This is a genomic window from Citrobacter portucalensis (assembly GCF_002042885.1).
In the GTDB taxonomy this organism is placed as follows: domain Bacteria; phylum Pseudomonadota; class Gammaproteobacteria; order Enterobacterales; family Enterobacteriaceae; genus Citrobacter; species Citrobacter portucalensis.
Genome location: NZ_MVFY01000007.1, coordinates 261,701 through 279,487 on the forward strand (window position 1 = coordinate 261,701; position 17,787 = coordinate 279,487).

Annotated in this window: 17 protein-coding genes; 11 read left to right on the forward strand and 6 right to left on the reverse strand. The window is 52.3% G+C overall.

Annotated features, from left to right (window positions below):
• Positions 1 to 196: 196 nt before the first annotated feature.
• The 6 genes from hemA to kdsA are packed head-to-tail and all read left to right on the forward strand — an operon-like array spanning position 197 to position 5,501.
• Positions 197 to 1,453 (forward strand): glutamyl-tRNA reductase, encoded by a 1,257-nt coding sequence (gene hemA / locus BZK40_RS13170; protein WP_003833420.1) that lies wholly within the window; start codon positions 197 to 199, stop codon positions 1,451 to 1,453.
• 41 nt (positions 1,454 to 1,494) lie between these two features.
• The gene (gene prfA / locus BZK40_RS13175; protein WP_003020786.1) at positions 1,495 to 2,577 is read left to right on the forward strand and encodes a peptide chain release factor 1; all 1,083 of its coding nucleotides are present in this window, start codon (positions 1,495 to 1,497) and stop codon (positions 2,575 to 2,577) included.
• Positions 2,577 to 3,410, forward strand: coding sequence for a peptide chain release factor N(5)-glutamine methyltransferase (gene prmC / locus BZK40_RS13180; protein ID WP_079934771.1), 834 nt, complete (start codon positions 2,577 to 2,579; stop codon positions 3,408 to 3,410). The genes prfA and prmC overlap by 1 nt, the downstream gene beginning before the upstream one ends.
• Entirely contained in the window at positions 3,407 to 3,799 is a 393-nt protein-coding gene (gene sirB2, locus BZK40_RS13185) for an invasion regulator SirB2 (protein WP_071446252.1), read from the forward strand. The genes prmC and sirB2 overlap by 4 nt, the downstream gene beginning before the upstream one ends.
• A 2-nt stretch (positions 3,800 to 3,801) precedes the next feature.
• Complete coding sequence (gene sirB1, locus BZK40_RS13190) at positions 3,802 to 4,611, forward strand: invasion regulator SirB1 (RefSeq protein ID WP_003020775.1); 810 nt, start codon at positions 3,802 to 3,804, stop codon at positions 4,609 to 4,611.
• 35 nt (positions 4,612 to 4,646) lie between these two features.
• Positions 4,647 to 5,501 (forward strand): 3-deoxy-8-phosphooctulonate synthase, encoded by an 855-nt coding sequence (gene kdsA / locus BZK40_RS13195; protein ID WP_003020772.1) that lies wholly within the window; start codon positions 4,647 to 4,649, stop codon positions 5,499 to 5,501.
• Between the two features lie 67 nt (positions 5,502 to 5,568).
• Here kdsA and bdcA read toward each other — a convergent pair whose 3' ends face one another.
• Positions 5,569 to 6,282, reverse strand: a complete 714-nt coding sequence (gene bdcA / locus BZK40_RS13200) for an SDR family oxidoreductase (protein WP_079934772.1) — start codon at positions 6,280 to 6,282, stop codon at positions 5,569 to 5,571.
• Positions 6,283 to 6,354: 72 nt separating this feature from the next.
• Here bdcA and BZK40_RS13205 point away from each other — a divergent pair, with 72 nt between their 5' ends.
• Positions 6,355 to 6,945: a TetR/AcrR family transcriptional regulator gene (locus BZK40_RS13205; protein WP_079934773.1), complete on the forward strand. Its 591-nt coding sequence runs from the start codon at positions 6,355 to 6,357 to the stop codon at positions 6,943 to 6,945.
• 28 nt (positions 6,946 to 6,973) lie between these two features.
• On the forward strand, positions 6,974 to 8,662 hold the full coding sequence (locus tag BZK40_RS13210; RefSeq protein WP_079934774.1) for an amidohydrolase: 1,689 nt from the start codon (positions 6,974 to 6,976) through the stop codon (positions 8,660 to 8,662).
• A 54-nt stretch (positions 8,663 to 8,716) separates the two neighbouring features.
• Here the strand turns inward: BZK40_RS13210 and chaA are convergent, their stop codons facing one another.
• A complete protein-coding gene (gene chaA / locus BZK40_RS13215; protein WP_048216245.1) occupies positions 8,717 to 9,817 on the reverse strand; it encodes a sodium-potassium/proton antiporter ChaA in 1,101 nt (366 codons plus the stop codon).
• Between the two features lie 403 nt (positions 9,818 to 10,220).
• Here chaA and BZK40_RS13220 point away from each other — a divergent pair, with 403 nt between their 5' ends.
• On the forward strand, positions 10,221 to 10,916 hold the full coding sequence (locus BZK40_RS13220; RefSeq protein ID WP_079934775.1) for a gamma-glutamylcyclotransferase: 696 nt from the start codon (positions 10,221 to 10,223) through the stop codon (positions 10,914 to 10,916).
• A gap of 54 nt (positions 10,917 to 10,970) precedes the next feature.
• Here BZK40_RS13220 and BZK40_RS13225 read toward each other — a convergent pair whose 3' ends face one another.
• Both BZK40_RS13225 and BZK40_RS13230 read right to left on the reverse strand, forming a co-directional pair.
• Positions 10,971 to 11,216: a DUF1883 domain-containing protein gene (locus BZK40_RS13225; protein WP_038641131.1), complete on the reverse strand. Its 246-nt coding sequence runs from the start codon at positions 11,214 to 11,216 to the stop codon at positions 10,971 to 10,973.
• 261 nt (positions 11,217 to 11,477) lie between these two features.
• Positions 11,478 to 11,831: a DsrE/DsrF/TusD sulfur relay family protein gene (locus BZK40_RS13230; RefSeq protein ID WP_079934776.1), complete on the reverse strand. Its 354-nt coding sequence runs from the start codon at positions 11,829 to 11,831 to the stop codon at positions 11,478 to 11,480.
• 218 nt (positions 11,832 to 12,049) lie between these two features.
• Between BZK40_RS13230 and BZK40_RS13235 the strand changes: the two genes are divergently transcribed.
• Positions 12,050 to 13,435, forward strand: a complete 1,386-nt coding sequence (locus BZK40_RS13235; RefSeq protein WP_079934777.1) for a YchO/YchP family invasin — start codon at positions 12,050 to 12,052, stop codon at positions 13,433 to 13,435.
• Between the two features lie 21 nt (positions 13,436 to 13,456).
• Here the strand turns inward: BZK40_RS13235 and narL are convergent, their stop codons facing one another.
• On the reverse strand, positions 13,457 to 14,107 hold the full coding sequence (gene narL / locus BZK40_RS13240; protein ID WP_079934778.1) for a two-component system response regulator NarL: 651 nt from the start codon (positions 14,105 to 14,107) through the stop codon (positions 13,457 to 13,459).
• Positions 14,100 to 15,896 carry a nitrate/nitrite two-component system sensor histidine kinase NarX gene (narX, locus tag BZK40_RS13245; RefSeq protein WP_003833391.1) on the reverse strand — a complete coding sequence of 599 codons (1,797 nt, stop codon included), beginning with the start codon at positions 15,894 to 15,896 and terminating at the stop codon, positions 14,100 to 14,102. The genes narL and narX overlap by 8 nt, the downstream gene beginning before the upstream one ends.
• Positions 15,897 to 16,236: 340 nt before the next feature.
• Here narX and BZK40_RS13255 point away from each other — a divergent pair, with 340 nt between their 5' ends.
• On the forward strand, positions 16,237 to 17,628 hold the full coding sequence (locus BZK40_RS13255; protein WP_003833390.1) for a NarK family nitrate/nitrite MFS transporter: 1,392 nt from the start codon (positions 16,237 to 16,239) through the stop codon (positions 17,626 to 17,628).
• Positions 17,629 to 17,787 lie beyond the last annotated feature (159 nt).

The window sequence follows — 17,787 nt, forward strand, 5'->3', positions numbered from 1 at the left end:
TTGAGATACGTTGCAGTTATAACTCTTAATGCTAGCGCCGCCATCAGACATCGTCTACGTTCAAGTTATCTTAAATCGCTTAAATTTGTGCACTAAGCTATTACTCCAAAAGGGGTCAGTCTCTTTTATTGACCGCACGCATCCTGTATGATGCACCCAGTCTAACCTTATCAACGCTGGTACTATTCCCGCACACATGACCCTTTTAGCGCTTGGTATTAACCATAAAACGGCACCTGTATCGCTGCGAGAACGCGTAACGTTTTCGCCGGATACGCTCGATCAGGCGCTGGACAGCCTGCTCGCGCAGCCAATGGTGCAGGGCGGGGTAGTGCTGTCGACGTGTAACCGCACGGAGCTGTATCTCAGCGTTGAAGAGCAGGATAACCTGCAAGAAGCGCTGGTTCGCTGGCTGTGTGAATACCATAACCTCAATGAAGAAGATCTGCGCAACAGCCTGTACTGGCACCAGGACAACGACGCGGTCAGTCATTTGATGCGTGTTGCCAGCGGTCTGGATTCACTGGTGCTCGGTGAACCGCAAATTCTTGGGCAGGTGAAAAAAGCGTTTGCGGATTCGCAAAAAGGTCACCTGAACGCCAGTGCGCTGGAACGCATGTTCCAGAAATCATTCTCTGTCGCAAAACGTGTACGTACAGAAACTGACATCGGCGCCAGCGCTGTGTCGGTGGCGTTTGCCGCCTGTACCCTGGCGCGGCAGATATTTGAATCGCTCTCCACGGTAACCGTGCTGTTAGTCGGTGCGGGCGAAACCATTGAGCTGGTAGCGCGACATCTGCGCGAGCACAAAGTGAAGAAGATGATCATCGCCAACCGCACTCGCGAGCGTGCGCAGGTGCTGGCGGATGAAGTCGGCGCCGAGGTGATTTCACTGAGTGATATAGACGCGCGTTTACAGGATGCCGATATCATTATCAGTTCTACCGCCAGTCCGCTGCCGATTATCGGCAAAGGAATGGTGGAACGTGCGCTTAAAAACCGCCGCAATCAGCCTATGTTGCTGGTGGATATCGCCGTACCGCGCGATGTCGAGCCGGAAGTGGGTAAATTGTCTAACGCCTATCTGTACAGCGTTGATGACCTGCAAAGCATCATTTCGCATAACCTGGCCCAGCGCAAAGCGGCGGCGGTGGAAGCCGAAACGATAGTGGAGCAGGAAGCCAGCGAGTTTATGGCCTGGCTACGCGCCCAGGGCGCAAGCGACACTATCCGCGAGTATCGCAGTCAGTCAGAACAGATCCGTGATGAACTGACCGCCAAAGCGTTGGCCGCTCTTCAACAGGGCGGTGATGCGCAAGCCATTATGCAGGATCTGGCCTGGAAACTGACCAATCGCCTGATTCATGCACCAACCAAATCACTTCAACAGGCCGCCCGTGACGGGGATAGTGAACGCCTGAATATTCTGCGCGACAGCCTCGGGCTGGAGTAGCAGCACACCAATCTTATTTTTTACAGGGTGCATTTACGCCTATGAAGCCTTCTATCGTTGCCAAACTGGAAGCCCTGCATGAACGCCATGAAGAAGTTCAGGCGCTGCTCGGTGATGCGGGTACTATCGCAGACCAGGATCGCTTTCGTGCGCTGTCGCGCGAATATGCGCAATTAAGCGATGTATCTCGCTGTTTTACGGACTGGCAACAGGTTCAGGAAGATATCGAGACGGCTCAGATGATGCTCGACGATCCTGAAATGCGTGAAATGGCGCAGGATGAACTGCGCGAAGCAAAAGAGAAATGTGAGCAGCTGGAACAGCATCTGCAGGTCCTGCTATTACCTAAAGATCCCGATGACGAACGTAACGCCTTCCTCGAAGTGCGCGCGGGAACCGGTGGTGATGAAGCGGCGCTGTTTGCCGGCGATCTGTTCCGCATGTACAGCCGTTACGCTGAATCGCGTCGCTGGCGGGTTGAGATCATGAGCGCCAGCGAAGGCGAGCATGGCGGGTTTAAAGAAGTCATTGCCAAGATTAGCGGCGAAGGCGTTTACGGGCGACTGAAGTTTGAGTCTGGCGGCCATCGCGTGCAGCGCGTACCTGCGACGGAATCGCAGGGGCGTATTCATACCTCGGCCTGTACGGTCGCGGTTATGCCGGAACTGCCGGATGCCGAACTGCCGGACATCAACCCGGCCGATCTGCGTATTGACACCTTCCGTTCATCAGGCGCGGGCGGTCAGCACGTTAACACCACCGACTCCGCAATCCGTATTACCCACTTACCGACCGGTATCGTAGTGGAATGCCAGGACGAACGTTCACAGCATAAAAACAAAGCCAAAGCGATGTCGGTGCTGGGGGCGCGAATTCGTGCGGCCGAAGTGGCAAGACGTCAACAGGCGGAAGCCTCTGAGCGTCGCAACCTGTTGGGCAGTGGCGATCGCAGCGATCGTAACCGTACCTATAACTTCCCGCAGGGTCGTGTGACCGATCACCGCATTAACCTGACGCTCTACCGTCTGGATGAAGCGATGGAAGGCAAACTGGATATGCTCATTGAGCCGATTGTCCAGGAATACCAGGCCGACCAACTGGCGGCGTTGTCCGAGCAGGATTAATGGATTATCAGCACTGGCTGCGTGAAGCGATTAGCCAATTACAGGCAAGCGAAAGCCCGCGCCGTGACGCCGAGATTTTACTCGAGTTCGTTACTGGCAAAGGGCGCACCTTTATTCTGGCTTTCGGCGAAACGGAGTTAACCGAGGCGCAGCGTCAACAGCTTGATACGCTACTGGAGCGGCGTCAGCAGGGAGAGCCGGTGGCGCACTTAACCGGCGTGCGTGAGTTCTGGTCGTTGCCGCTGTTTGTGTCTCCAGCCACGCTTATTCCGCGTCCGGATACCGAGTGTCTGGTGGAGCAGGCGCTGGCTCGCCTGCCGGCCTCAGCGTGTCGTATTCTCGATTTGGGAACCGGCACGGGTGCCATTGCGCTGGCGCTGGCAACCGAGCGTCCGGATTGTGCAGTGACAGCTGTAGACCGCATGCCTGATGCCGTGGCACTGGCCATTCGCAACAAGCAGCAACTGGGCATCGACAATGTTTGTGTGCTGCAAAGTAACTGGTTCAGCGCATTGCAGGGACAGCAGTTTGACATGATTGTCAGCAATCCGCCGTATATCGACGAACAGGATCCGCACCTGGCGCAAGGCGACGTTCGCTTTGAACCGCTGTCGGCGCTGGTGGCGGGCGCTCAGGGGCTGGCGGATATCGTGCATATCATCGACCAGTCTCAGCGCATGTTAACGCCCGGCGGCTATCTGTTGCTGGAACATGGTTGGCAGCAGGGCGAGGCCGTCCGTGATGCCTTTACTCGTGCGGGTTACGTGGCAGTTGAAACCTGTCGTGACTATGGCGGCAACGAGCGAATTACGCTTGGACGCATCCCATCATGAGTACCTTCGGTGTGTTACTCAACGTCCATCTCATCAGCATTGCGCTTTCGGTTGGTTTGCTGATCCTGCGATTTTGGTGGCGTTACACCGACTCGCGCCTTGCCTGCGCGCGCTGGACGCGCATCGTGCCGCCGGTTGTCGATACCGTTTTATTACTCAGCGGCGTAGCGTTAATGGTTAAAGCGCACATCCTGCCATTCACTGAGCACGGGACATGGCTGACTGAAAAGCTGTTTGGGGTTATCATTTACATCGTTTTGGGTTTTATTGCGCTCGATTATCGTCGGGCGCGCAGTCAGCAGGCGCGATTAATCGCTTTTCCGCTGGCGCTGGTGGTGCTGTACATCATCATTAAACTCGCCACCACAAAAATACCGTTACTGGGGTAAGCATGAGGTCGTTAGCTGATTTCGAATTTAATAAAGCGCCATTGTGTGATGGGATGATCCTGGCGTCGGAGTCTATCCGTCTGGATTTTCCAACACAAACTGTCTATGACGAACTGGAACGTCTGGTCAGTCTGGCGCAAGAAGAAATTAGCCAGCTCCTGTCTCAGGATGAGCAACTGGAAAAACTGCTGGCACTTTTTTACGGCGAATGGGGGTTTACGGATACCCACGGCGTCTATCGTCTTTCTGATGCACTATGGCTTGATCAGGTACTGAAAAATCGTCAGGGCAGCGCCGTATCCCTGGGTGCGATCTTATTGTGGATTGCCAACCGACTGGAGCTGCCGCTGGTGCCGGTGATTTTCCCGACACAACTCATCCTGCGTATTGAATCGCTCGATGGCGAAATGTGGCTAATCAATCCGTTCAATGGCGAAACGTTAAATGAGCACACGCTGGAAGTGTGGCTGAAGGGGAATATCAGCCCGGTCGCGGAGCTGTTTAACGAAGACCTGGATGAGGCGGATAATGCAGAAGTAATTCGTAAGCTGCTCGACACGCTGAAATCATCGCTGATGGAAGAGCGGCAAATGGAGCTGGCGTTGCGTGCCAGCGAAGCACTATTACAGTTTAATCCTGAAGATCCGTATGAAATACGCGATCGTGGATTAATTTACGCGCAACTGGAGTGTGAACATGTTGCGCTGACAGATTTAAGTTATTTCGTTGAACAGTGTCCGGAAGACCCGATCAGTGAAATGATTCGTGCGCAGATTAATACTATTTCGCACAAGCAAATTGTATTGCATTGATTAATGACACTTTACCTACCGTTTAAGGCGATCCTATGAAACAAAAAGTGGTTAGCATTGGCGACATCAACGTGGCAAATGACCTGCCGTTCGTGCTGTTTGGCGGAATGAACGTGCTGGAATCCCGCGATCTGGCGATGCGCATTTGTGAGCACTACGTAACCGTTACTCAAAAACTGGGTATCCCTTACGTGTTCAAAGCCTCCTTTGATAAAGCCAACCGTTCTTCCATCCACTCTTACCGTGGACCTGGCCTTGAAGAAGGGATGAAAATCTTCCAGGAACTGAAGCAGACTTTTGGCGTAAAAGTGATCACCGACGTTCACGAAGCCAGCCAGGCTCAGCCTGTTGCTGACGTGGTGGATGTGATTCAGCTGCCGGCCTTCCTCGCTCGTCAGACCGATCTGGTGGAAGCGATGGCGAAAACCGGTGCCGTTATCAACGTGAAAAAACCACAGTTCGTAAGCCCGGGCCAGATGGGCAATATCGTGGACAAATTCCATGAAGGCGGCAACGACAAAGTAATTCTGTGCGACCGTGGCGCGAACTTTGGTTATGACAACCTGGTTGTGGATATGCTGGGCTTCAGCGTGATGAAGAAAGTTTCTGGCAACTCGCCGGTGATTTTTGACGTTACCCATGCGCTGCAATGCCGTGACCCGTTTGGCGCAGCAAGCGGCGGTCGTCGTGCGCAGGTTACCGAACTGGCGCGCGCAGGTATGGCGGTAGGTCTGGCCGGTCTGTTTATTGAAGCGCATCCGGATCCAGCCAATGCGAAATGCGATGGTCCATCCGCGCTGCCGCTGGCGAAACTGGAACAGTTCCTGACTCAGATTAAAGCGATTGATGACTTGGTTAAAAGCTTCGACGAGCTGGATACCGAGAACTAAGAAAGTATTGCAGTCCGGAGAGATATCTCTTCGGACTGCTGTTTGAGAAAAGTGTTAAGGGTGGCCGTCAGGCGCCAAATGCACCGTCAATTGTATGCATTGCCCCCGTCACAAACCCAGCCTCAGGGCCTGCAAGCCAGGCAACCATTCCCGCAACTTCCTCTGGACGGCCATGTCGTTTTAGCGCCATAAAACTGTGCATCACCTCTTTCAGTGGGCCATCTTCCGGGTTGGCATCGGTATCAATAGGACCCGGTTGAACCACGTTTACCGTAATGCCCCGCGGTCCAAAATCACGTGCCAGCCCCCGGGCCAGCCCTTGCAGCGCTGATTTGCTCACCGCATAAGAGGCCAGGCCAGCAAGAGGCATACGGTCGCCATTCACAGAACCAATAACGATAATGCGTCCGCCGTCAGGCATCTGTCGTGCCGCTTCCACGGCCGCATAGTATGGGGAGTGAATGTTAATCCGGAACAGGCGCTCCACGTCATCCGGATCCTGCTCCAGCGCATCACCAAACAGAATAATGCCTGCATTAACTACCAGCACGTCCAGCGGGCCGCTTTCGCGTACCCGGTTGATGACGGCGTTACGATCGGCGCTATCGGTTTGCGCTGTCTGGGTACCCGTCTCATCAGCAAGCGCTTTGGCAGCGTCAGGGGAGCCTGAATAGGTAAAGGTAACCGATGCGCCATCTGCGGCAAAACGGCGCACGATAGCCGCGCCAATTCCACGACTGCCGCCAAGAACCAGAACTGACTTGCCGTTAAAAGAAGACATGAGGTACTCCTTGAACAATTATGTAGTGATCGATATATAATAGGTGCACTGTTTTCTGTCAATGGATTTGTAATGAATACTACAAAATGCACTCGTGCACCTGGACGCCCACGTAATTTTGATCCAGAAATGGCCGTTGCCAAAGTACAACCCTTGTTTCACGCACATGGCTATGACGCGGTCAGCGTGGCGGATGTCACCGCGGCGTTGTCGATCAAGCCCCCCAGTTTCTATGCTGCTTTTGGGAACAAAATCGGTCTTTATAAACGTGTTCTTGACCGCTACGTACAAACTGAGGCGATCCCTTTTGATGACATTCTTCGCCCCGACAAACCCGTTTCTGCATGTCTTACCGATCTGCTTGAAGAGGCGGCGCGACGTTATGCCGCAGATCCGCATGCGCTGGGATGTTTGGTCCTGGAGGGCACGCACAGTAACGATCCGCAGGCGCGGAAGGTCGCGCGGAATTTCTACTCGGCTGCCGAACATAAAATTCACGACTTTATCGCACAGCGGCATCCTAAAGAGGCTGACAGCCTGACTGATTACGTCAGTACCACAATGCTTGGCCTGTCGGGAAAAGCGCGTTGCGGGCATTCGTTCGAACGTCTGCTAGCCAGCGCGCGAATCGCCAGCGTAGCGGTGCGGCATCAGCTTTCCTGATTTTCATCACGTGAAAAGGTAGATAAATATGATGGGTAAACTGGGACTTCGCTTTAATACTCCCCCTCCGGCTATTCGCAAAGCAACGTTGGCCGCAATTCTGATCGGAACTTCATTTCTGGCGCATTCTCAGGACAAGGCCGATGTTATTTTGTATAACGGCAAGCTGATTACCATGGATGAACAACAACCCAACGCGCAGGCGCTGGCGGTAAAAGGGCGGCATATTATTGCGGTGGGTAATAATGAAACGGTGAAAAAATGGTCCGGACCGAACACGAAGGAAATCAATCTTACGGGGCAAACCGTTATTCCGGGATTAATTGATGCGCATCTGCATGGCATTCGGGGTGGGAGGACGTTTTTATTTGAAACCTACTGGTTTGATACTAAAAATTTACCCGATGCGTTAAATAAATTGTCGCAATCTGCGGCACAGAAAAATACTGCGCAATGGGTGGCGGTGGCTGGCTCATGGATGCCTGAACAATTTGCTGAAAAACGGGATCCGACGGTTCAGGAACTGAATCAGGCGGTGCCTCAGCATCCTGCGTATATACAAAGCCTTTATGACTATGCCCTGTTAAATCAAAAGGCTATCGAGACCCTAAAACTTAATAGTCCACAGCCGGATGTTCCGGCAGGGATCGTGATAGAACGCGATGACAAAGGGCTGGCAACGGGGAAATTGCGCGGGACCATTGGCAGTTTTAACCAGCTTTTCGCCCAGATTAGCCAGACTTCCGATGTTGAAAAGAACCTTAACGCCTTTGTTCGTTATTTAAATAAACGCGGCGTGGTCGGGTTTATCGATCCTTCTGCCGGGCATGAGCAAGCTTATCGTGATTTCTTTAAACTTCAGCAGCAACCTCTCAGGATACGTGTTGGATATCGTTTATCCGCACCGCCTGGTAATGAAACGGAATGGTTTAAACAACGTCTGGCATTTCGCCCGGCAATACACGATGACGGCAGAATAGCCTTTCTGGGCTTCGGTGAAAGCCTGGTGATGGCAATGAATGACGGCGTACGGATGTCATCTGGATTTAAGTCTTCTGCACAATCCCAACAAGAACAATTTAAGGTGCTCCAGCTTGCCGCCCAGGAAGGGGTCGCCGTAGAAATACATGCCTATACCGATGACAGTGCGGATGCGATTTTAGATCTCATTAGCGAGGTGGCTAAATCGTATGACATTGCTCCGTTACGCTGGTCTATTGCGCATCTCAATACCGGTACGCCAGAAACAATTACCCGCATGAAGAAACTCGGCTTGGCCTATTCTGTCCAGATGGGGCCATATTTTGAATCTCCCGCCATTGAGCGCGCGAATGGTAAAACGGTGGCGGCGCTATCATCACCAGTTCAACCCGCGTTAGAGCAGGGGGTAATCGTTGCTGGCGGTACAGATGCGACGCGGATTGGCGTTGCGGGAGTGTGGCATGCCATTGAGTATCATGTCACAGGTAAAGCACTCGACGGCTCAGTACGCCATGACACCCGCCAGTTAAGTCGGGAAGATGCGTTAAAAATGTATACCCGAAATGCCGCCTGGCTGGCTTTTGCAGAACAGCAGAGGGGTAGTTTGCGGGAAGGTAAGCTCGCCGATTTTGCGGTGCTTAATCAGGATATTATGGCTATTCCGGCAGACAAATTGCACCAAACGGAGTCGTTATTAACGTTTGTCGATGGTCAACAGGTTTATCCGGAGCTGTGAGCGGTAAAAGAAAACGGCCCTGAGAAGGGCCGTGGGTTCTATCAGAAAGACTAATCAGGCAAATATCGTCATCAGATAGGCGATAAACAGCGCCAGATGCGCCGCACCGTTAAGCACGTTGGTGCGTCCGGTGGAGAAAGAGATGTGGCACAGTACCAGTGATGAAACCATCACAATCATCTCTGGCGCGCCCAGCGCAAAGACCAAATCATTCCCGGTTGCCCATGCGATCAGAGTCACTACCGGAACGGTCAGTGAAATGGTGGCTAACACCGAACCGAAGAATAAATTCATCGCCCGCTGTACCTGATTACTCAGAACCGCTTTCAGCGCGCCGAGGCCTTCAGGAGAGAGGATCAGCAATGCGACTAGGAAACCGGTAAATGCCACTGGGGCATTCAGTTCAGTCAGCAATGTCTCCAGCGGGCTGGCGTTCATCTTGGTCACGGCAATAACGGCGATCAGATGAATGATAAGCCAGGCAGCGTGCCACAAATTGCTATGTGCTGACGGTTTACCGTGATGCGGGTCGTCGTCGTCACCCTCGTCTTCATGCTCGTAAATGAACAGACTCTGGTGCGTTTTAGTTTGGATCAGCAAAAATACACCGTACATTGCCGCAGAAATTAACGCCACCAACAGCGCTTGTGCGGTAGTGAAATTCGCACCCGGTAAAGCCATTGGGAACACCAGTACAATAATGGCCAGTGGGAACAGTGCAATTAAATACTGCTTAATGCCAAACAGATTCATATACTGAGTGGCAAATTTACGGCCACCTAACAGTAATGAAAAACCGACCAGGCCGCCGGTTACGATCATAATGATTGAATATAGCGTATCGCGCATGAGCGTAGGCGCAGCATCGCCGGTCGCCATTAATGCGGAGATTAAGCTGACTTCAAGAATAACAACGGACAGGCTGAGGATCAGCGACCCGTAGGGTTCACCAAGTCGATGTGCTAATACGTCCGCATGACGGACAACACTGAATGCACTGCTTAATATACCAATAAGGGCCAGCGCATTAATGCCGATGACCACTGGTAGTGACTGACTGCTCCCCCATAAGAACAGTACTACCAGTGCTAAAATCGGGAAGACGAGAGAGGTCTCCTTGTGGCGGGTTTTTACCGCCTCATGTACGTGTGTCATTGAACTAATTCTCCATCTCTGCAGGTATTTATAATTATAAAAGTATTAAAGAATGTAAAAAATAACAGAACTTTCGGTATTTCCGATCTGATTTTACGTAATTTTACGGCATGGACCATTTTTTGCATCCGAGCGAATGAAATTGCATATCTTGTTTAGAGAATATTTAAATAACAGCACATTAGATTTTAGCGTCCACAAAAATTGATGATCGTACTGATACAAATGATAGTGCAGGATGTACCACCCCGAGAGGATATAAAGTGCCGTTGACACTTTGTTCCCTTGCAAGCGAGCGGTGAATTGCCTATCGTCCAGTTATTGGTTTCAAAATGAGCAGCAAAAAAGCCCGGAAGGCGTCAAAAAAGTTGTCGCAGGGAAGCAGCAGTGGCGGAGGTGTAAGGTGTTAACGCGTGATTTTTTATTGAATGCCGACTGTAAGACGGCATTTGGTGCTATTGAAGAATCACTACTCTGGTCAGCGGAACAACGGGCAGCCTCACTGGCCGCCACGCTTGCATGCCGACCAGATGATGGACCGGTGTGGATCTTCGGTTATGGATCGTTGATGTGGAACCCGGCCTTAGAGTTTGAAGAGTCCTGTTCCGGGACGTTAGTCGGCTGGCACCGTGCATTTTGTCTGCGCCTGACGGCGGGGCGAGGAACGGCGTGTCAACCAGGACGTATGCTGGCCCTGAAAGAGGGCGGACGCACCACCGGTGTGGCCTACCGTTTGCCGGACGCGTCGCTGGAACAAGAGCTTTCTCTGCTGTGGAAGCGTGAAATGATCACCGGATGCTATCTACCAACCTGGTGCCAGTTGACGTTGGATGACGGTCGGGCGGTAAACGCGCTGGTCTTTATTATGGATCCGCGTCATCCGCTGTTTGAGTCAGATACGCGCGCGCAGGTGATTGCGCCGCTTATCGCCGCGGCGAGCGGACCTTTAGGCACCAATGCCCAGTATCTGTTCTCACTGGAACAAGAGCTGGTCAAGTTGGGGATGCAGGATGATTGTCTTAACGATCTGGTGATCACAGTCAAACGATTGTTGGGAGAGAACCTGCCGGAAGGTGTTATGCGTCCAGGATTTGCCTAATATCGCCCGATGTTGTATGCCCGATAAGCCTAGTGCTTATCGGGCGTTTAACGCTTAGGCTGCAATAAAACTTATCGAATGCTCGAGCGACTGGCTATGGCTGTCGATCAGCACATTCCAGACGCCGGTATACGGTACGGTTAACCATGCGTTATCACGATCCTGCACGCTTAAGATGTCGGACTGCGTGTCTTTGACGTGATTTTTCTCGCTCATCAGGTGGATGTGGCAGCGCTCAGAACAGCGCACTACCACCGTATCACCACCAAATAACTTTAAACTCGCCTTCACTAATGCCATTTTTCACCCCGTTCTTGAAAACAACGTACTTTCTGTCGAAAGTGCTGCGTGATGTTGTTCACATTTCACTCATTGCATAACACCAAAGGGGGAGCAACAGGATGCTGATTTTGATCAAAAAATGGCATAACGATTAAACAAAAGTGACAAAATACCTCAAAAGGGTTGAAAGGGCGTGCTAACGTTCAACGAAACCGCGCCCATCTACGATTAAATTCGGAAATTATCGACACTTTCAGTGAGCTTGCCTGAAGCGGTGTATCAGAAGGTTAATACTTTATCTGCAGCCAGCGTCCATTGAGCCAGTTCTACCAGCGTGCCGACGGCTACTCCGTCAATTAACGGCAGCGTCGTGATCCCGCGGCCATCGGTGCAGGTTTTACACAGTTTGACCGGCACATTTTGCGCCGTCAGGATCTCCAGCATTTGCTGAATATTGTATCCTTCTGCAGGTTTCTGACCTCGTAATCCCGCGGTTACCGCGTCCGACATTAAAAATAAACGTAGGTCGAGTTCCGCATCCTGTTCGCGCAGGGCGATGGCCAGACGCAGGCTGTTAAATAACGATTCGCTTCCATAGGCTGCACCGTTCGCGACGATCACTATCTTTTGCATTATTACTCCTGTTGTCAGATGGAAGGGATAATTCCTGGCGTGTATGTTACTCCCTGTTCCTGATGTGGGAAAGAAAGCATGGTTGCAGGAGTGGGTACCTCTAATTATCCATGTCAGAAAATCCCGAAAACGGGGATAAAGGCTGCAATTAACAGCCGAAGACGTTATGGTTTAGGTTAAGTGTGTCTAATTAATTGATGTAAGAAACAACTGACGATTTGAGCCGTAATATTTATTTTTCTCTCGCTGTATTCTCACTCTTGCCATTGGCAGGCGGTATTGCCAATGCACGGACATCTTTTATTCACCAGGCTGAAAACCCTTTCGATAACAATAGTGATGGCTTACCCGATCTCGGTATGGCGCCGGAGTCGCGGGCAGGCGAAAAGCACTTTGCCGAAATGGTCAAAGCGTTTGGTGAAGCCAGCATGACCGATAACGGGCTTGATACGGGTGAACAGGCGAAGCAGTTCGCATTTGGTCAGGTGCGTGACACGGTCAGCGAACAGGTTAATCAGCAACTGGAATCCTGGCTCTCTCCCTGGGGAAACGCCAGCGTTGGATTGCAGGTGGATAACGAAGGCAGCTTTACCGGAAGTCGGGGAGGCTGGTTTATCCCATGGCAGGACAATCAACGATATTTAACCTGGAGCCAGTTGGGGCTGACGCAACAGGACGAAGGTTTAGTCAGCAATGCGGGGATTGGGCAGCGCTGGGTACGCGACGGCTGGTTTCTGGGTTACAACACTTTCTATGACAACCTGTTGGATGAAAATCTGCCCCGGGGAGGCCTTGGCGCCGAGGCGTGGGGCGAATACTTGCGCTTATCCGCTAACTATTACCAACCGTTGTCCTCCTGGCAGGAGCGTTCCGCAACCCAGGAACAACGGATGGCCCGCGGCTACGACCTGACTGCGCAAATGCGCATGCCGTTCTATCAACACCTCAATACCAGCGTCAGCGTGGAACAGTATTTTGGCGACCGGGTGGATTTGTTTCATTCCGGAACCGGGTACCACAATCCTGTGGCGGTGAATCTGGGATTGAGCTATACGCCGGTGCCGTTGATTACCGTGACGGCACAACATAAGCAGGGCGAAAGCGGAGTCAGCCAGAATAACCTTGGCTTAACGCTGAATTACCGCTTTGGCGTGCCGCTAAAAAAACAACTGATGGTCAGCGAGGTGGCAAACAGCCGATCGCTGCGAGGCAGTCGTTATGACGATCCGCAGCGTAACAATCTGCCGACGCTGGAATATCGCCAGCGTAAAACATTGTCGGTATTTTTGGCCACGCCGCCCTGGGATCTCAAGTCTGGTGAGACGGTGGCGCTGAAGCTGCAGGTGCGTAGTTTGCATGGGATCCGCCATTTGACCTGGCAGGGTGATACCCAGGCGTTGAGTTTAACGGCGGGTAGCGATAACCGAAGCGCGCAAGGCTGGACGATTATTATGCCGAAGTGGGACAGCAGCGAAGGCGCGACAAACCGCTGGCGGTTGTCTGTGGTGGTAGAAGATGAGCAGGGCCAGCGTGTCTCTTCCAATGAGATCACGCTATCACTGACCGAACCGTTTATTACCGTTTCGGAAAATGATCCTCGTTAGCAATGAAGCATCAACGCGTTATCAGAAAATGCGTTCCTGATGTACCCATACCGCGGCTTCGACGCGTGATTTGAGCTTCATTTTCTTCAACATATGCTTCACATGGACTTTTACCGTACTTTCAGTGATGTCCAGACGACGGGCGATCATCTTGTTCGGCAGCCCCTGGGCAATGAGCTTGAGAATGTCGCGCTCACGCGGTGTCAGTTGGGTGACATCACGGTCCGACGTTGCACGATTAGCACGCAGGCTGGCGGCCAGAACCGGCGTTAAGGCTTCACTCAGCACCATTTCACCGGCCGCTGATTGCTGTAAGGCTTTGAGTAAATCTTCAGGCTCCATATCTTTCAGCAGATAACCATCAGCGCCGCGTTTCAGTGCGGTAACTACGTCTTCTTCATGATTGGATACGCTAAACACAACGATACGGCCCGACAGTGACTTTTCACGCAGCATATCGAGAGTTTCCAGACCGTTCATGCCGGGCATGTTGAGATCAAGCAGGATCAGATCGGGATCAAGGGATTCAGCCAGCTCGATACCCTGCTCACCATTGCTGGCTTCGCCGACAACGGTAATATCGGGCGCCATGCTGACAAGCTGTTTTACACCGGTTCGCAGCATCGGATGATCGTCGATCAACAGGATGGTTGCCGGTTCCAGATTACTCATGGGTATCTCCTTGGACTTCTGTGAAGTTTGTTTCGGGAATAAAAGTGACAGCAACTTCAGTACCGCCCGTCTCGCGACGGCGTACGCGGCAATCGCCGCGCAAGCTCTGCGCACGGTCGCGCATTATAATCATGCCGTAGTGGTTACTGCGTTCGGCGTTTTCCGGTACGCCGCAGCCGTTATCTTGTACTGTTAGTTTGACCTGCTTGCCATTTTGCACCACCGTCACGACCACTTCATTGGCTTGAGAGTGTTTAAGTGCATTACTCAGGGCTTCGCGCGCAATTTGTAGCAGGTGAATCGCCTGATGCGAAGGGACCAGGCGTGGCGGTAGCTGATAATCCAGCTTAACCGTAAATCCAAAACGGGCGCTGTACTCCTGACAGCTGGCTTCCAGAGCCGGTCGTAATCCTGGTTCCGTGAGCTGTAAACGGAAGGTGGTTAACAGCTCACGCAGTTGTGCCCATGAAGCATTCAGCTCGTTACGAATCTGGCTGAGCAACTCGCGACAGTTATCTGAAAGCGCATCGCCCTGCATCTGCAAACAGCTAACCTGCATCTTCATACAAGAGAGCGATTGTGCAATAGAATCATGAAGTTCGCGTGCAATGGTGGCACGCTCTTCCATCACGATCAACTGCTGCTGACGCTCCTGATGTCTGTCGAGCGCGAGCGTTGCGGTCAGTTGCTCAACCAGGGTATCAACCAGCTGCTGCTGATCGTGGCTGAGATGGCGTCCGTTCGGCAAGGTGGCGAGCAGAATACCATATTGGGTATGCGCATCGGTCAGCCGCCATTTCAATGTGATCCCGCCGTCAATCGCGGGCAGCGTTCCGCGAGGACACAGATGGCAACCTTTTTCATCACAGCTGGCATTGGACTGACAGGTAAATTCCTGATGATTGTCTTCATCTTCCAGGTCGTAAACCCGGAGTTCAATATCATGCAGCAAGGTCAAATTTTGCAGACCGTTCAGTACCGGAGAGAGGCGTTCGCACAACGGCACCTGAGAGTGCAGGCGGCGGTTGGCTTGCCACAGAAAAGAAAGGATCTGATTTTTGTGCTCCAGTCCCGCCGTTTTTTCCTGCACCCGCTGTTCCAGCACGGCATAACTTTCGGCCAGTTCTTCCGACATATTATTCAGTGCCGAGCCCAGAGCGGCCATCTCATTACGCCCGCTGATACGCGCGCGTTGGGTAAAATCACGTTGGCTGACGGCTCGCGCCATCGCCAGCAGCTGCTTCCACGGCTCTAACAGGCGCACGCGCAGCCAGATAATGGTAAAAACCAGCAGCAATGCCATAAATATGGCCATCAGGCGATGCAGCAGGACGACGCGTTCAATGCGTAATTCGGTGGTATGGTCAAAGGCGGTAACCAGCTTATCCAGACCGCCTACAAAGCGCGTTACATCCTGCGCTACCGCATCAGGCGTTTGCGCATGCGCAAGCCCCGGCGCCAGTTCAGTGTGCCAGTAATCCTGTAGTGCTTTTAACTGCGCCTGTTGTCCGTCTCGCTTTGCGGCACGCGTCAACTCCGGGCTAAACGCCGTTTTCTCCATTTCATCCAGAAGCGGTTGATCGCTAGCGTCCAGCGGTACGGCTGCCAGCAGGCGATAACTCTGCATGCGCAGCGATCCCGCTTTGTTGATTGCATGGGCGCTCCCCTGAACGCCCTGAACCAGCCAGCCGGAGACAGCCATACCAGCCACGCCGATGGCTGTGGACAATAAAACAATCAGCGCCACCTGGTTGACCAGCGTAAGCGGGGAGAGACAACGTTTAAACATGGTGACTTGTTCCTTCGGGTTTTCGTCGAACAGAAAACCTTATTGAATGACGATTCTGCTGCAGGCAGTGGCGTTATTCTCGGCGATACACTGGAGTATACCCATACCTCAAACGGGCTACCTCTTAATTGCCAGCGGAGGGAGAGATCCTGGGCGAGGGGGAGTAGGGGGCGACAGAAGCGTGAAAAACCACATCTTTTTTACCGAAGTTATGTACTCATTTAGGGTAATGATAAATTTTAGGCATGAATAATGACACCTTTTCCTTTGATTTATATCAACTTACCTCCAGCTGTAAACCCTAATGTTGCAGGCATCGAAACAAGTATCAGAGGTGTCTATGAGTCACTCATCTGCCCCGGAAAGGGCATCTGGAGCTGTAATTACCGAATGGCGGCCGGAAGATCCCGCCTTCTGGCAGCAGCGTGGTCAACGAATCGCCAGCCGTAACCTGTGGATTTCAGTCCCTTGCTTGCTGCTGGCGTTTTGCGTGTGGATGTTATTTAGCGCCGTGGCGGTGAACTTACCGAAAGTCGGTTTTGATTTCACCACTGAACAGCTGTTCATGCTGACGGCATTACCTTCGGTGTCCGGCGCGCTGCTGCGTGTTCCGTACTCCTTTATGGTTCCCCTGTTTGGTGGACGTCGCTGGACAGCGTTTAGCACCGGTATCCTGATCATTCCTTGCGTATGGTTAGGTTTTGCGGTGCAGGATACCTCCACGCCGTTTAGTACCTTTATTATTATTTCTCTGTTGTGCGGTTTCGCCGGTGCGAACTTTGCGTCCAGCATGGCAAACATCAGTTTCTTCTTTCCAAAACAGAAACAGGGTGGTGCGCTGGGTCTGAACGGTGGCCTGGGCAACATGGGCGTCAGCGTGATGCAGTTGGTTGCGCCGCTGGTGGTTTCACTGTCAATCTTTGCCGCATTTGGTAGCCACGGGGTTGAACAACCGGATGGTACGCAGCTGTATCTGGCAAACGCCGCATGGATTTGGGTACCGTTCCTTGCGGTGTTAACGCTGGCTGCATGGTTTGGTATGAATGAACTGGCAACCTCAAAAGCGTCGCTGAAAGAGCAATTGCCGGTGCTGAAACGTGGGCATCTGTGGATTATGAGCCTGCTGTATCTGGCAACCTTCGGTTCATTCATCGGTTTCTCTGCCGGTTTTGCCATGTTGTCAAAAACGCAGTTTCCTGAGGTACAGATCCTGCATTACGCCTTCTTTGGACCGTTGATTGGCGCGCTGGCTCGTTCAGCGGGTGGCGCAATCTCTGACCGTCTGGGCGGAACCCGTGTAACGCTGGTGAACTTCGTGCTGATGGCTATTTTCAGTGCCTTACTGTTCCTGACGCTGCCATCAAACGGTGTCGGTGGCAACTTTATCGCCTTCTTCGCGGTGTTCCTGGCATTGTTCCTGACGGCTGGTCTGGGGAGTGGTTCAACCTTCCAGATGATCTCCGTTATCTTCCGCAAGCTGACGATGGACAGAGTGAAAGCTGAAGGCGGTTCAGAAGAGAAAGCAATGCGCGAAGCAGCAACCGACACCGCGGCAGCGTTGGGCTTTATCTCAGCCATTGGTGCGATTGGCGGCTTCTTTATCCCGAAAGCATTTGGTACGTCTCTGGCGTTAACTGGTTCGCCGGTCGATGCGATGAAAGTCTTTCTGATCTTCTATGTCGCTTGTGTGGTCATCACCTGGGCGGTATACGGACGTCATTCTAAAAAGTAAAAAAGTAGTAGCAGTTGATTATCCATTGCGCGGTGTTAGACCGCGCTTTTTTTTGTTCTAAATTAGTTACAACATACTTATATGTGAGCTCATGACGAAAGTCTGCGAAAACGGTGCTGGTAATATGCTAAGCAGGGGGGATACCCCTTAATACCCACT

Coding starts and splice junctions, on each gene's coding strand:
- BZK40_RS13230 (WP_079934776.1), bottom strand. CDS start 11,831: ATGCAAAAGATAGTGATCGTCGCGAACGGTGCAGCCTATGGAAGCGAA.
- prfA (WP_003020786.1), top strand. CDS start 1,495: ATGAAGCCTTCTATCGTTGCCAAACTGGAAGCCCTGCATGAACGCCAT.
- narL (WP_079934778.1), bottom strand. CDS start 14,107: ATGAGTAATCTGGAACCGGCAACCATCCTGTTGATCGACGATCATCCG.
- BZK40_RS13225 (WP_038641131.1), bottom strand. CDS start 11,216: ATGGCATTAGTGAAGGCGAGTTTAAAGTTATTTGGTGGTGATACGGTG.
- sirB1 (WP_003020775.1), top strand. CDS start 3,802: ATGAGGTCGTTAGCTGATTTCGAATTTAATAAAGCGCCATTGTGTGAT.
- kdsA (WP_003020772.1), top strand. CDS start 4,647: ATGAAACAAAAAGTGGTTAGCATTGGCGACATCAACGTGGCAAATGAC.
- prmC (WP_079934771.1), top strand. CDS start 2,577: ATGGATTATCAGCACTGGCTGCGTGAAGCGATTAGCCAATTACAGGCA.
- bdcA (WP_079934772.1), bottom strand. CDS start 6,282: ATGTCTTCTTTTAACGGCAAGTCAGTTCTGGTTCTTGGCGGCAGTCGT.
- BZK40_RS13255 (WP_003833390.1), top strand. CDS start 16,237: ATGAGTCACTCATCTGCCCCGGAAAGGGCATCTGGAGCTGTAATTACC.
- narX (WP_003833391.1), bottom strand. CDS start 15,896: ATGTTTAAACGTTGTCTCTCCCCGCTTACGCTGGTCAACCAGGTGGCG.
- sirB2 (WP_071446252.1), top strand. CDS start 3,407: ATGAGTACCTTCGGTGTGTTACTCAACGTCCATCTCATCAGCATTGCG.
- BZK40_RS13205 (WP_079934773.1), top strand. CDS start 6,355: ATGAATACTACAAAATGCACTCGTGCACCTGGACGCCCACGTAATTTT.
- BZK40_RS13210 (WP_079934774.1), top strand. CDS start 6,974: ATGATGGGTAAACTGGGACTTCGCTTTAATACTCCCCCTCCGGCTATT.
- chaA (WP_048216245.1), bottom strand. CDS start 9,817: ATGACACACGTACATGAGGCGGTAAAAACCCGCCACAAGGAGACCTCT.
- hemA (WP_003833420.1), top strand. CDS start 197: ATGACCCTTTTAGCGCTTGGTATTAACCATAAAACGGCACCTGTATCG.